10 protein-coding genes are annotated in these 14,428 nt (G+C 44.0%); 2 read left to right on the forward strand and 8 right to left on the reverse strand.

The genetic code is table 11. From position 1 onward, the window contains the following. Positions 1–258: 258 nt before the first annotated feature. Both GJV22_RS05275 and purT read right to left on the reverse strand, forming a co-directional pair. Positions 259–1,356 (reverse strand): serine hydrolase domain-containing protein, encoded by a 1,098-nt coding sequence (locus tag GJV22_RS05275; protein WP_163709721.1) that lies wholly within the window; start codon positions 1,354–1,356, stop codon positions 259–261. 80 nt (positions 1,357–1,436) lie between these two features. After that, the gene (purT, locus tag GJV22_RS05280; protein ID WP_163709724.1) at positions 1,437–2,615 is read right to left on the reverse strand and encodes a formate-dependent phosphoribosylglycinamide formyltransferase; all 1,179 of its coding nucleotides are present in this window, start codon (positions 2,613–2,615) and stop codon (positions 1,437–1,439) included. Between the two features lie 256 nt (positions 2,616–2,871). Here purT and GJV22_RS05285 point away from each other — a divergent pair, with 256 nt between their 5' ends. Further along, the gene (locus GJV22_RS05285) at positions 2,872–3,690 is read left to right on the forward strand and encodes a metallophosphoesterase family protein (protein ID WP_163709727.1); all 819 of its coding nucleotides are present in this window, start codon (positions 2,872–2,874) and stop codon (positions 3,688–3,690) included. Between the two features lie 10 nt (positions 3,691–3,700). After that, positions 3,701–4,342, forward strand: coding sequence for a hypothetical protein (locus tag GJV22_RS05290; protein ID WP_163709730.1), 642 nt, complete (start codon positions 3,701–3,703; stop codon positions 4,340–4,342). Positions 4,343–4,580: 238 nt separating this feature from the next. Here GJV22_RS05290 and GJV22_RS05295 read toward each other — a convergent pair whose 3' ends face one another. From GJV22_RS05295 to GJV22_RS05320, 6 genes are all read right to left on the reverse strand, one after another. Then, on the reverse strand, positions 4,581–5,063 hold the full coding sequence (locus GJV22_RS05295; protein WP_163709733.1) for a GyrI-like domain-containing protein: 483 nt from the start codon (positions 5,061–5,063) through the stop codon (positions 4,581–4,583). Positions 5,064–5,069: 6 nt separating this feature from the next. Next, a complete protein-coding gene (locus GJV22_RS05300) occupies positions 5,070–7,595 on the reverse strand; it encodes a M1 family metallopeptidase (RefSeq protein WP_163709736.1) in 2,526 nt (841 codons plus the stop codon). A gap of 210 nt (positions 7,596–7,805) precedes the next feature. Then, entirely contained in the window at positions 7,806–8,435 is a 630-nt protein-coding gene (locus tag GJV22_RS05305) for a YqaA family protein (protein ID WP_163709739.1), read from the reverse strand. Between the two features lie 286 nt (positions 8,436–8,721). After that, positions 8,722–11,982 carry a S41 family peptidase gene (locus tag GJV22_RS05310; RefSeq protein WP_163709741.1) on the reverse strand — a complete coding sequence of 1,087 codons (3,261 nt, stop codon included), beginning with the start codon at positions 11,980–11,982 and terminating at the stop codon, positions 8,722–8,724. 240 nt (positions 11,983–12,222) lie between these two features. After that, complete coding sequence (locus tag GJV22_RS05315; protein WP_163709744.1) at positions 12,223–13,503, reverse strand: retropepsin-like aspartic protease; 1,281 nt, start codon at positions 13,501–13,503, stop codon at positions 12,223–12,225. 151 nt (positions 13,504–13,654) lie between these two features. Then, a complete protein-coding gene (locus GJV22_RS05320; RefSeq protein ID WP_163709747.1) occupies positions 13,655–14,359 on the reverse strand; it encodes a hypothetical protein in 705 nt (234 codons plus the stop codon). Positions 14,360–14,428 lie beyond the last annotated feature (69 nt).

Raw genomic sequence — 14,428 nt, forward strand, 5'->3', positions numbered from 1 at the left:
GAAACAGGCAAACAGGATTAGGCTACCTGATCGTAGAACATCAGGCAGTTGAAAAGGCGACGATAAGAATGTGTTAATGTCAGAAGTATAAGCATACCGTCCTTTAATTTGAAGTCAAAAGTAGGAATTTTTTGAATCCGAAATATTATTGCAGGATAAATTTAAACTGATTTAACATCCTGTTTTTGTTGTAGTTATAAAAGATAAAAAAGTCTGAAAAGTAGAATTGCATTGCAAAAGGCAGCCGGACTAAGATCTTCAAAACGAAACTACATCGGCAATTTTCTCCCACATCGTAAAATGTAACTGATAGGGAACCAGTGCATCGCCGGGTGCTTCTCCCATGCGCACCACCACCATATTCTGACTGGGAACAACATCGATAAATTGTCCGTTTTTCCCCATGGCTGCGAACATATCGGCGGGGCCTGCCGGAGCAATCGAGTAATATAGCGGAATCGTTACTCCCGGGAAAATTACAGATGCTTTCCCGTTCAACCACGTTAAGTAACCGTAGGACAAATTCAGCTCCTGCGAGGTAGTCGTCATGGCTGCAAAGTAATCCTGATCGGAAAGAATAGTCGTTTCATCCCAGGTACCTTTATTCAGCAAAAGCAGCCCGAAGCGAGCAGCTGTGCGGGCCGAACTGTAGTACACATTATTCTCTCCGGTCTGAATCCAGGTGCCGCTCATTCCTGTTGCCGCTTCCACTTCCTCGTTGGTAAACTGACTATAGCTCATGCCGGCTGCATTGCTAACGACCTGCTCAATGAGCGTATAAGCAGCATTGTGATAGAACCATTGCGTGCCGGCATCAGCTCTGTATTGCAAGCAGGAAGGATCAGTGCAATCCAGGTCGTCGACCGTATAATCCAGTCCGGTTGTCATCGTCAGCTGGTGACGGATGGTGATCAAATCTTCTTTTTCTTTTGGAGCACTTGTCCACCCTTCACCCAAATAATCAGACGTTTTATCGTTGATGCTGAATAGTCCGTTTTGTTGGGCGATTCCGGTCAGAAAGGCAGTCAGTGTTTTGCCGGCCGATGCCCAATACCATTGGCTGTCTTTATCAAATGGCTCATTGCCTATCAGTGTTTCGCCCCAATATTTCTCGACCACAATTTTACCGTTCTTCAGGATAATGAAGGCCCGGGTGTTTTGTTCCTCCAGGTAGGTATACAAATCAGTCAACGCGGTTTCATCCCATCCCTGGCTTCCGGGAGCGGCAGTTTCCCAAGTACTTGAGTTAATTGGCGGAAAATACAGACCTGCCGATGAGTTTTCCATTGGATCTTCCGAATCCTTACCACAGCTAATCACCAGTAAGATTAGGACGAATGAGAATAAGCGCGTCATAGTCATTCCGTTTAGTTCGGACTAAAATACAAAAAAGAGGCATGTGGCCTCTTCTTTCATCCTATTTTAGACGTTTGTATCTAATCTCTGCACGAAGCTTTTACCTCAACCAAATCAGCCAACTCGCGGGCTTCCTGTTGCAATTCAAGGGCATCGGTTCCATTTTCAGCATTGAGCACCACAACACCCATACGACGGTAAGGGCGGGCAGATTCTTTACCAAAAATACGGAAATCGGCACGTGGATTTTGGCAAACAAGATCCCAACCGGTATATGTCGGGTTGGTAGCTTCGATCGCTGAAAGAACAACAGCGCTGGCACCGGCTTTCTCCTGACGGATTTCAGGAATCGGTAAGCCCAACACCGCCCGGCAATGCAATTCAAATTCGCTCAGGTTTTGTGTTCCGGCCAAAGTCACCATTCCGGTATCGTGCGGACGAGGCGATAATTCAGAGAATACAACTCCTTCTTTGGTAATGAAAAACTCAACACCCCAGATTCCAACTCCCCCCAGAGCTTTGGTTACTTTCGCAGCCATTTGTTGTGCATCTTCCTCGAAACCTTCAGGCAACAAAACAGGCTGCCAGCTTTCCTGATAATCTCCCCGTTCCTGGCGGTGTCCAATCGGCTTGCAAAACAACGTTTCACCATTCTTTTGAGTCACTGTCAGCAAGGTAATTTCACTGACAAACGGAACGAATGCTTCCACGATTACCTCACCGGCATCGCCACGGCCTTTTTCCGCTGCAATCTTCCAGGCTTTTTCAATATCAGCCTCCGACTTAATGGTCGATTGGCCTTTCCCGGAAGAAGACATGAGCGGTTTCACTACGCAGGGAATGCCGACTTGAGCAACGCCGGCCTTCAACTCTTCGAATGTTTTGGCATAACGATAATTTGCAGTCTGCAACCCCAACTCCTTAGCTGCCAAATCGCGAATTGCTTTGCGGTTCATCGTAAAATTGGCTGCTTTGGCTGAAGGAACCACCTGAATACCGGCTTTTTCGTAATCGTAAAAACGTTCGGTGCGAATCGCTTCAATCTCCGGAACAATTAGATCCGGCTGGTGTTTTTCCACAATCCGATCCAGTTCCGAGCCGTCAAGCATGTTAATCACTTCGAACATATCCGCCACTTGCATCGCCGGAGCATTGGCATAACTATCGACTGCAATCACGGTTTGTCCCCAACGCTGCGCTGCAATGACAAATTCCTTCCCCAATTCGCCTGAGCCCAGCAACATAATTTTCTTTTGCATACCCTTTTCTGATTTTTTTTGAAAGGCACAAAGTTAAAATTTTTTACCTCGAATGCAGTAAAATATACTCATGGAAAGACAAGCAGGTGTCGCACTTCACCCGGCCACCCTATGAAGTTTCCCTCTTTCAAAAAAGCCAATCAAATAATAGTTGACTTTTGCAACCATTATTAACTTAACATTAAACCTCACATAGTGTCGGAACTAACGTCTTTCCAACTTTAGTAGCTTTACAGCGGAAACATTAAACAAAAATATGAAAACAATTACACCTCTTCTATCGGGACGGTGGCTGTTATTGGTGTGCCTATTACTCACTACATCGTGTGAGTTATTTGAATACCATCCCTACGACACTGACGCCTTCGACCAAACCGGCGTGAATCAATCTAATATAGAAGAAATTGAAGCTCAGGATGACTTGTCCGACACCCTGCGTTTTGCATTCATGGGTGACACACAACGCTTCTATGATGAAACGGAGGATTTCGTCAATGATCTGAACAACCGAGATGATGTTGATTTTGTCATCCACGGAGGCGACATAACCGATTTTGGGCTAAGTAAAGAATACAAGTGGATTTACGACATCATGAAGAATTTAAACGTTCCATTTGTCTCTCTCATCGGTAACCATGATGTTATTGGACACGGGAAAAATGTTTATAACGAAATTTACGGCGATTTCAATTTCACCTTCATCAGTCACCGCACGCGGTTTATTTGCCTGAACACTAACGCCCTTGAATTTAACTATTCAACTCCAGTCCCGGACTTTGATTATATGCTTGGCTTTGTCAACGACAGCGCAGACATAGATCAAACGATTGTGGTAATGCATGCAGCACCGTACGACGAACAGTTCAATAACAATGCAGTCTTGATGTTCAATTACATCGTAGAGCAATACAAAAATGTTCGCTTCTGCCTTCATGCACATCAACACAAACTCAATGAATCGGACTTCTTCGACAATGGAATCATGTACTACGGATGCGATGACATGGAAAGTAGAAGCTATTTACTATTTACTGTGACTCCCGATTCATACAACTTCACTGTCGAATACTACTAAGCATTTCCTTATGAGAAAACTACGATATATCCTATGCCTCTTGTTGCTAATTTACGGCTTCGATCTACAGGCCCAAATTGCACCCATTAGCCAAAGTTACAGAGAAGAAAAGCAGGAAAAGATCCAAAGCCGTTGGGCGCGGCTGATCCCAAAGCAGAATAAACTGCAGTTTGCCGGTTCCATGGGAATGTTCTCAGGAAGTGTCGGTTGGTACTATGGGAAACGTAATCAATGGGAAACCGATTGGTATTTAGGATTTATCCCTAAAACACAAAATCAAAAAGGGCATATGACAACAACCTTAAAGCAAACCTACACCCCATGGCGGCTTACTATAAAAGATGGTTTCTTTATCGAGCCATTAACTACCGGGATTTATATTAACAAAATATTTGGAGAATATTTTTGGACCAAGCTCCCCGATCGATATCCTGAAAATTACTACTTCTGGGCAGTCGATACACGATTTAATATTTTTGCAGGCCAGGCATTCACATGGCAACTAAATGACTCACACCGAGGTAAGGAATTCTCTTTCTTTTACGAAATCAGTACCAACGACTTGTACCTTATTAGTGCAGTCGGAAATAAAACAATAACGCTAAGAGATATTATCGGACTTTCCTTCGGATTTCGATATCGAGTTTTTTGATAAAAAAAAGTGGCTTAAAGGGGAAGTCTTTAAGCCACCAGAACAAAAGAATTGAATATTTAATTAACGCTTAAAACTCAAAATTCAGGAAGCCTGATCTTGGGGAAGGCCTCTACCGTAATTCCTATACAATTTACGACATTCCCCTGAATCACTCCAAATCTTTTTTAGCATTATCTGAAAATATTTGGATCGAATTGGTGATTTGAATCCCTGTTGAAAGCGTTGTCCCCGGTAGCTATCTTTTTCGGATGGGAATCCAGATTTCTTCTTCCGAATCGGGATGATCATTGCGGTAGTTTTCACCCAATATTTCAAAGTGAAGACGGTCGTCCAGCTCGTAGTCCGAAGCAGGCAACCACTCTCCCATTATCCATTGAAAAGCGGGCGCGGCTTCACCGGGCAAACCTTTGTAACGAAAAACGGCATACAGACCACCTGCCAAAGGAAGCTTCACCATTCCTTCGGGAATTTGGCCATAATCACTCACGGCCATGGTTGCCCATGTGTCAAATGTTGTTTCAGGTTGAAATGTGTGAAAGAATCCGGGTTGATAGTACTGAACGGAAAACAGATCGGGACCGACTGCATGTTTGATCTCTTTGCGTCGGGGCATAAATGATTTCCACAACTCAGCCGTTTGGTTAGCGGCATACGACATGCGTCTGTGGCAGCCAACCAACTTCTTTTCAGCTAAGTTTTCAATCCGATATTCGAGCATGACTATTTAGTTTGAAGCCGGATGTTGTTTCAACAGATCGTCTGCCGCCTGCAACACTTTCAGACGCAGTGGCTCCGGGAAGTCGGGATTTTCAGCCAAAAAACGACGAACGATTTCAGCTGCTTCAGCACTTTTATGCCCACGCAGCAAACTACTGACCCATCCCTGAGGAAAAAATATATCGCCGGTTTGTTGAATTTCCGGCAAAAGCGCCAATCCGGGCTCAATATACTTTTCACGGCCGACAGAAAACCCGGGATGGTTGAGGTAAAACAATGCCGTTTGCACCCAAGGCTCGTGATCGCGATTGGCAACCTGAGCAAAAGACTGAAAGACACTGTCGCGGATTTCTTCATCGGGCGATACAGCCGGACGAATGAATTGAAAGCGAGCCTTCATATCCGGATTCTCCAAACGAGCTTCCTGCTCATCTAAGATAGAAGTTTCTTTTTCGGGCAAGTGCAAGGCCAGCACCAACGAAAGATTGGTCAGCTGCGTAATGGTCAACGGACTTCCGGCTAAGGTTTTTTGCTCCCAGCTCGTGTATAATACATTCAACCCCTTCGGTGTCCGAAACAACTGAATAGCTGCATTGCTCAAGGCATTGGTGCGTTCCGGGTGAATTGCCAATTGGTCTGTAATTAAGTCCTCCACCCGCTGTTGCAAACTGTCCTTTTCGCTTTCTGTCAGGTTGTACTGATAGCATCCCGACAAATAATTCAACATCCGTTCATACAGTACCTGATCTTTTTCTGTCGGTAGATTTTGAATGATCGCTATCGCAAATGCAAGAGGCTGCATCGTTCCTTCCAACATGTTTTCATGCAGGTCAATCCAAGCTGAAGCCCGAAGCAACACATCAGGAATTGCTGAAAGGTTTGCTGAAAGATAGTTTTGTGTCGCCTGATCGATTTCAATAAAACCATACGCTTTCCCATTCCCATTCAGGTAGAACCAATCGACGCCATCCTTCGGTAACACAGACTTCAGTATCGTCTCCTGCTGCGAAATACGAACCTGCTGATGAACGAGGCTATCGCCTTGCGGCCATACTACGTCAATATTTTGTTGCCAGATTCGACCATTCCCTTGCGGATCGAGCTGGTCTATTACCAGATTACCGTTTGTAATTTCGCCCTTCAATTGTGGGCGGCCGGCTTCTTCAACCCAAACATGCGACCAGTCTTTCAACGTCCCATCCTGATCGAGTAATGCGATCAACTCATCCCATCCGGCATTCCCGTAGCTGTAGTTTTTCAGGTATTTCTGCAAGCCTTTTTGCAAGGCCTCTTTGCCAATTCGGTTTTCCAGCATTCCCATCACTACCGGAGCTTTGTGATAAATAATTGAGCCATATAAGCTACCGGCATCTTTCAGGTTCGTCAATGGCTGGGTTACCGGATTCGTGCCGGTCGTCCGGTCGACTGAGTAGGCGGCATCCTGATGAGCCATCAAAAAGAGGAGATCCTGGTTGAACTCGGGGAACAAGGGAGATGTCACTTTGTCGGCAATAAAATTGGCGTACACTTCCTTCAGCCACACTTCATCGAACCAAGGCATGGTCACCAAGTCGCCAAACCACATGTGTGATGTTTCGTGGGCAATCAAATTTGCCCGGTCGAGCAACTCTTTGGGCGTCGGTTTTCCTTCCAAAAACATCCGAGAATCGCGATAAAGCGTTACACCCGGATGCTCCATTCCGCCATATTGGAAGGAAGGAACAACGACTAAATCATACTTTGCAAAGGGATAAGGAATATCCGTATAGTTTTCAATACTGTCAACCGATAGAAACAGAAGGTTGAAAATGTCATCCAGGTTATTTTCCACTTTTGCGGGACTGCTCTCGCGATGATACAAGGTATACAAGCGATTGTTGTGCTCCCGGCTGACCGTTTCAAACTGGCCGGCAACAAAAGCAAATAAATAAGTGGGCAGAGGTTCTGTTTGTGCGAAGTAATGAATTGTCTCGGAATCATGTTGTTCCACCTTTTCAACGGGTGCGTTGGCAACTGCTTTCCAATCGGAGGGTACATCCAGTTGAAGCGTGAATTTGGCTTTCAGGTTGGGTTGATCGAAACAGGGGAAAGCCGTTGAAGCCCGGTCCGGAACAAAAAGCGTATATAAAAATTCGTCGTTCCGATTCAACGATTGATCGGGCGAAGTAAAACTAATTTCTACCTTATTCTCTCCTTTCTCAAGAAAGCGACTGGCAACCACAACATGCTCTTCTTCGAAGTGTACTGGAATTTCCGTTCCATTGGCCATTACCTGATGTACTTCAGCACCCTTTCCTTTAAAATCGAACTGAAGGTTATCGCTATTTTCTGACAGTTGAAAAGTCGCCAACACCGTTCCGGTAATCGCTTCCGATCTATCGGCCGGTATCTGAAACGTTAATTGGTAATTCACCTGACTTAGATTAGCCGAACGCCAATCGGCCAATGTTTGAGAAATACCGGGTTCAACTTTTAAAGTAGTCGTTTGACAAGCCATGATAAACAAGAAAATGAAAAGCAAATAACGGTTCATGAATTTGAAATTGGGATGAGGAGCTAAAAATAGATGTCCTTGTCTGAAATCACAAACGAATCTAAGAGATCACTCCATCGATTTATAAAGCGTTAACAAATAAGCACAATCAATGACTGAAAGAAAAAATTAGCGCCCTCCTCAAATGAAGAAAGCGGCTAGTTCATTCTTATCCGTAACTACAAAATCAACATTTACGATCAGAAGAACCTAAAAGATTTGAAAAATGATGAACGCATAAATGGTAAAGCGTACGAACCGGAAAAGCGCCCAAAGCAGATAACTGCGAAAGTTATATTTTATCAGTCCGCAAGCGAGGCTAACAATCGAATGAGGCAAAGGCAACATGGCACCAATAAATACAAACAAGCCACCCCATTTTCGAAGGTTGACAATGTGCTTCTCAATCTTCGTTTCGATATGATTTTTTATCGATGGGATTAAAAATAAGCGGTTGCCAAATGAATAAGCGACAATACCTCCTAGGTACGACAAGGATGACAATACCAATAGAAACAGCCAAGGTGTCTCTGCTTTCGAAGCCCAGGCGATGAAGATCTCAGGCGGCAATAAACCCAAAATAGTCTCGGAAAGCCCAAATGTGACAAACACAACTATAGGAGAATACAATTCGACCAGGCTATTCAAAAGCGCATTAAAATCGAGTACAAAATATTCCAAGCCAACCAACAATAATACAAAAGCTGCAATGACGATGCCTCCTTTAAGTGAAGTATCACGAAGAAACTCGTAAAAGCGGGTTATCCGGTAGTAACGGTTTAATAAAATGAGTCGTTTTACTGCGACCTGATTGGTTCTTACTTTTCTGTTTGGTGCCATATGCTTGATTGATATAAAAACAAATAAACTAACACAATTATAATTTTCATCCCCGACATGAAATTGCACGTTGGAACAATTCAATTCACTAAATCCGTATTGGTCTGATGGGAAATATTCATGTTAAACTGCTCACGCATTTCAACATTGACGGTTAGGTTATGAGATAAAAACCAATGAGCAGGAAATAAGGTTTAAAATATTCCTGCCTATTTTTTCAAAAACGAAAATCCCTCGTCTATGTCATTGCAACGACGAGGGCCTTTCGTTCGAAAAAATGTCATTTTTAGTCTTCCTTCAAGAGCTCTTTTACTGCTGCCTCTAATTGTTGATCACGACCTTCGGCCATCACTCCGGGTTCGTTGGGCACGCGAATATCGGGTTCCAGTTGGTTATTTTCCAGGAAAGCGCCGTCCACTGGCTTCCACCCTCCCATTGGGATTCCAAACACAATCGTTGGATCAATCTGTTTCTCCCACCAGACAAAAGTTCCGGTTCCGGGAACAGGCATCCCCAGGTTTTTCCCAACACCCTTAATCTTATAGGCTACCGGAAATAAATGCGCATCGGAATAGTTACTCTCATTAACGATCACAATCGATGGTTTGGTCCACCGATTCCGAGGCTGCGAAAAAACATATTGCCCGTGAGGAATCACATCCAGGTAACGTTTTCCATTCAGAAAGTCAGACAATTGATCATGGAGGTTTCCACCCCCGTTGAAACGGGTATCAACAATAAGTGCCTCAGCCCCAACAAAACGACCCAAAACCTCTTCTACTACCGTCCGCATACTGGCATCGTTCATACTTCTAACATGCACGTAGCCCAATTTGCCATCAGAAAGACGAATGGTTTCGTCGCGTCTCGCTTCCACCCAACGCTTATATAGCAGCTGATATTCAGCTCCCAGGGAAACGGGTTTCACAACTTCCTGCCATTTTTCGCCCGACACAGGCCGGTAAAGATCGAGCAGTACGTTCTTTTTCTCTTTTCGGTTGAGCAAACTGTAAAAGTCAACCGCATCGGTGATGTCTTCACCGTCAATCTTCAAAATAATATCGTTGGTCTGTACTTTTGAAACATCTTTATCGAGCGGACCTCCCTTCAGTACCTCAGCGACTTTAAGCCCTACACCCGAATGAGCATAGTCGTAAAGAACACCGAGGGATGCGGTTTCATCAACTCCTGAAGACCCGGGCCGGTAACGGCCCCCTGTATGCGAGGCATTTAACTCACCCAGCATTTCACTCAGCAATTCTGCAAAATCGTAGTTATTATTGATGTAGGGCAGAAATTTCTTATACTCCCCGTAGTAATACTGCCAATCAACGCCCTGCATATCGGCCACATAAAATTTCTCACGCACCTGGCGCCAGCAATGTTCAAAGATGTATTCCCGCTCCTGATCGTGTTGAAGCAACATTTCGCCATTCGTAACTATCGGGCTATTTTTACCATCCTCCAAAGTCACCTTAACCGGCTTACCATCTGCCAATACCAGTATAAATTCACCATCTTTCGACAATTGCATAGTCGCACTTTCGGCATTCAGTTTCGTCAGCAACTTGGCACTTTTCTTTTTCAGGTCATTTTCCCACAGGTTGTACTTCTCTTCGAATCGGGTCAAATAATACAACTTATCTCCTTTCTTCGACAGCGCCATATCGCCGATGCGTGATGTGTTCAGAGTCAGCCGTTCCTTTCGGTCCGTTAGCTGATCCCAATCAAAGCGGAGGTCTTCCACCTTTTCTTCATCCTCTTCCTGATCTTTTTTGTCCTTCTTTTTTCCCTTATCCTTTTCGTTGTCTGATTTATCTCCTTCTTCTTTTTTCTTATCTTTTTCTTCCTTTAGTTTTTGTTCTTCCTCGCTTAGATTAAATTCATCATAAGCTTCCTTCGTGAAGAACAGGGCATAAACATCCCCCTCAGAAGACCGCCCATTTTCACCTTTGTCAGCCCATTTGGTCGTGTACCAAATCATGGCCTTTCCTTTCATTTCCCATCGAGGATCATAGTCTTCGTAGCCACTTAAGGTCAGGTTTTTGACGTCTCCGCTACCATCGGCTTTCACCAAACCAACTTCGCTCTGGAAGATATTCTCTTTCGGGCCGTAATTCACCAGTAACCATTTACTATCGGGCGACCATCGAAAATACTGATCCCCATCGGCATAGGAGTAATTATGATCCCCGGAAAGCACCGTTCGGGTTTGACCGGAAGCCAGGTTCAGGATTTTCAATGTTGTGCGATTTTCCAGGTAAGCAACTTCTTTACCATCCGGCGAATATGCGGGTTGAAACTCCTCCTTCTCCGTTGCCAGTAGTGTTTCTTCTTTCAAAACCGTCGATGTGAAAAAATAGGGCTCTTCATCGCGAATGATCGATTTGCTGTACAAATTCCAGCTGCTGTCGGTCTCGGCCGCATAAAGCAAGGTTTTGCCATCGGGGCTAAAGCTCACCGTTCGTTCCTGCCGGGAAGTATTGGTAATGCGTTTGGTCGTGCCATGTTCAATACTACTGACGAATATCTCGCCACGAAATACATAGGCAAACTCTTTACCGTTTGGCGACAAATCGAATTCGGTAAAACCTTTATTTACAGGAACCACCTTTCCGAGCGTTACCCGACCATCGTAAGCAAAATCAATGTTAACCTTTTGTGGTTCAGCACCGGGTTTCACGGTATAAACTTCACCATCGTATGAGAAACAAAGCGTATTATCCTTCGCTTTGGTTAAAAAACGTACCGGGTTCTTTTTAAACGATGTCACAACTTCATCAGCAGATGGATTGCTCAGCGAGCTTTTATGGATATTGAAGGAACCGGTTTTCTCCGATAAATAGTAAAACGCATCATTGTCAATCATTACCGGGTTCCGATCCTCTCCCTCGTAGTCGGTAATTTTAGTATACTCTTTTGTCGCCAAATCGTAAGTCCAAATATCGCGGGTAATGGCCGAGGTATGATGCTTGCGCCACTTATCTTCGTAGCCCTTCTGATCATGAAAAATGAGCTTTGTACCATCCGGGCTATATGTGGCATCGATAGCCGGAGACGTTAGTATTTGCGTAACCCGACCGCCACTGACCGGCACACTGTAAAGCTCAGGCATGGCGCCGGTGGGATACTGGACGTTCGTATGCAGATCCTGCCGGACAGCAGAAAACAAGATTTGCTGATCATCAGGACTAAAAGCACTTGGAATCTCCGAATTGGAATGAAACGTGAGCCTTTGCGCTTCACCACCGGTTGCCGGCATCACAAACACATCGAAATTCCCGTACCGATCCGATGCGAATGCCACATGACTTCCATCGTTACTCCAAACCGCACCAAACTCATAATGCTCGGAGAGAGTTAAAGGAACAGCCGTTCCTCCTGAAGCAGGGACCTTAAAAATATCTCCTTTGTAATTAAACAAAATTGTTTTCCCGTCGGGTGAAATTGCCGGATAGCGTAGCCATAATGGATGATCTCCCGCTAGCATAGTTTTGCTCAGAAAAAGCAATAACATGGCAAGGATTAGAATAGAATTCTTAATCATTTATGAAGCAATTAGGTTGGTATAAGTTACATTCCACGTATAATCCCTAACAAATTACGGAATTTGAATGAAATAACATCTATCAAAAACATGAGGTTTATCAGTTATTTAAGTGGCACTGATAACGAAATTAAAGAAGTTTATTTCGAAAACTGATGATTGAGGACCAAATAATAACACAAAAACACTTGACACCCGGATACCTTCATTTCTCTCGTTGCCCGCCAAAGTCATGGTTAGTCATTTAAATCGTATTGCCGAATATTTAAAGCTAATGACCATCTCGCCAAACTGCTTAATAAAGTCCTGCCCCAGATTGCCGTGAAACTGTTTCCCCAAGCCTGTTTCATTCAATTGCAACCGAACATTTTTCAGGTTTGCATCTGATCCGGAAATGCCTAGTTTCAGCTTTTTGAGATGGTAGCCTTCAAATTCACTTTCCCCGCCAGCACTCCCCGCTGAAAATTTTTCGAGGCTGTATTTCCGGTCAATCTCTTCCTGGTATTTCCGGTAGAAAGCAGGGAACAAAGCTGTATGCGTTGCCCCCGTATCAAAGTGAAAAAGCAGCCAGTCATTTCTATATTTTACACGAACGATTGGCATCAAACCATCAAGCGACAAATTAGCGTTTTCGTACACTGCTGCAGTTCGCGGGACAAACAGCTCATCTTCTTTGCTGATGTGAATTTCCTCCAAGGCTTTAATAACCGGAAAGCCAATAATCCCTTCAATCTGGTAATCCACCTGGGGAAAGGACAAGTCCTCGTCATCAAAAACAAGAAAGACGGCATTTTTCAAGCTTATTCCGCCAAACTCAATTAAAGGAGCAACCGCCAAATCACTTTTCACTTTTTGCCCCGTTGCGGCAGTTACCAAAAAGTCGGCATTTAGCAAAGTCATTCCCAATCGCACTGCGACCGATCGTTGCATAACCGAGAAGTTCGCGCCTGTGTCAAACACAAAGGAAAGAGTGTCGTTGGGGAAAGCCGTTTCAATACGAAACAGCCCCATTTTGTCCCTCGTTAATTGCCCCTTAAAATCGCCTTTTCGAAGCAATTCCTGCTTCGGGCTATCTTTTAACGCTGTCCATATTTTCATGGAATTCTGATAGTCTTCGGTTTCGGTCGAATCCAGCAAACTACTGTAGGTCGCAACGATAAAACGACTGGTTCTTTCGGCCTGACTGTACTCGCACAAATCGATGTGATTTTGCAACTTAATGGAATAGACCCTTTTCAACAAATTCGGATCTAACGGCCGCACATTAAATTTCAACAATTTTTCAATTTGGACGTTTGACCCTTCCGGATCGTTAAAGACCGTTTTTAAAATCGCTGAGAAATAATGCGAATAGATCTCCGGGACATCTTGCTTATGAACTTCGAATTCCTCTTTTAAACTGAAGTAATCCTTGTGCTCAACCAAAGACTCAAGCTTGCCGATCAGTTCCGGACCCGATTGGGCACAGACAGAAAAGGCTGCAATAAACAAGAATAAAATGAGAAGGTAAAAATGTTTCATCATCGTTCATTTTGAGGATGAAACAAATGTATGAAATCCGAACAAGGTGGGCACAAAAAAGAATGATGCACTAAAATCCAGCACATCATTCGTATTAAAAATTATTACGGCAATTTATCTATTTTCTGATCTACAAATAAGCTTACGGGATCTAGTGAATCCTTAATTCAAGCCCAAGATTGATATTGAAGCGTTGGTAAGGGTCAGAACTGGCATCGGTAAATGTGCGGAAAAAACGGGTGTAGCCCGGAGAAACAGTAAATCCTATATTCTCACTGAAATCATATTTGAAAATCGTTTGAACCGAAGCCCCGGCGATACATTTAGGGTAGTATTCGCCCAAAACAGAAAATTTGCTATCGGAATCGTCCCCATCAGTTTTCAGTGTCTTGTAACTTGCCCCTGTGGCATATTCAGTTACAAGCCCAGGAGATACAAAGACTTTAAAGCGTGAATTTAGCCCAAGCAACAGGTAGTCCATATGCAAATTCAAACCCAAATAATTCACCCGCGTGGTGGTGTATTCGAAAGTAGTATAATCAACACTCTGCCATCCATCCCAATCCTGCCCGTATGCCAACCGGTGATATTGCAGTTCAATACGCGGACGCCAACGTTTGGTGGCCATCACACTGGCATCGAAGCTAATATTGTAACGGGATTCAATCCCCTCGAAGGAAAAATCAGTTGTTGGCTCACTTCTGTACGCATTTATGTTATGATCGACTCCCGAGCCAATTCCCAGGAAAAAATCACCGATTTTATATGAAAAATCAGATTTCGTTGAACTGTCTTCCTGTGCAAATCCGATTAGCGGGAAGAGAGCGACCAATAACACTAAATAAACAATTTTCATGACTGTATTTTTTAAGTTAAGGCGAATTGCCATACTCCAGTTATCCCCAACAACTGAACTAAACCCTAC

The sequence above is a fragment of the Mangrovibacterium lignilyticum genome, from assembly GCF_010882175.1.
GTDB lineage: Bacteria > Bacteroidota > Bacteroidia > Bacteroidales > Prolixibacteraceae > Mangrovibacterium > Mangrovibacterium lignilyticum.

Bases quoted from the DNA above. Each gene is read 5' to 3' on its own strand.
- GJV22_RS05275 (WP_163709721.1), bottom strand. From the start codon at position 1,356: ATGACGCGCTTATTCTCATTCGTCCTAATCTTACTGGTGATTAGCTGT.
- purT (WP_163709724.1), bottom strand. From the start codon at position 2,615: ATGCAAAAGAAAATTATGTTGCTGGGCTCAGGCGAATTGGGGAAGGAA.
- GJV22_RS05285 (WP_163709727.1), top strand. From the start codon at position 2,872: ATGAAAACAATTACACCTCTTCTATCGGGACGGTGGCTGTTATTGGTG.
- GJV22_RS05290 (WP_163709730.1), top strand. From the start codon at position 3,701: ATGAGAAAACTACGATATATCCTATGCCTCTTGTTGCTAATTTACGGC.
- GJV22_RS05295 (WP_163709733.1), bottom strand. From the start codon at position 5,063: ATGCTCGAATATCGGATTGAAAACTTAGCTGAAAAGAAGTTGGTTGGC.
- GJV22_RS05300 (WP_163709736.1), bottom strand. From the start codon at position 7,595: ATGAACCGTTATTTGCTTTTCATTTTCTTGTTTATCATGGCTTGTCAA.
- GJV22_RS05305 (WP_163709739.1), bottom strand. From the start codon at position 8,435: ATGGCACCAAACAGAAAAGTAAGAACCAATCAGGTCGCAGTAAAACGA.
- GJV22_RS05310 (WP_163709741.1), bottom strand. From the start codon at position 11,982: ATGATTAAGAATTCTATTCTAATCCTTGCCATGTTATTGCTTTTTCTG.
- GJV22_RS05315 (WP_163709744.1), bottom strand. From the start codon at position 13,503: ATGAAACATTTTTACCTTCTCATTTTATTCTTGTTTATTGCAGCCTTT.
- GJV22_RS05320 (WP_163709747.1), bottom strand. From the start codon at position 14,359: ATGAAAATTGTTTATTTAGTGTTATTGGTCGCTCTCTTCCCGCTAATC.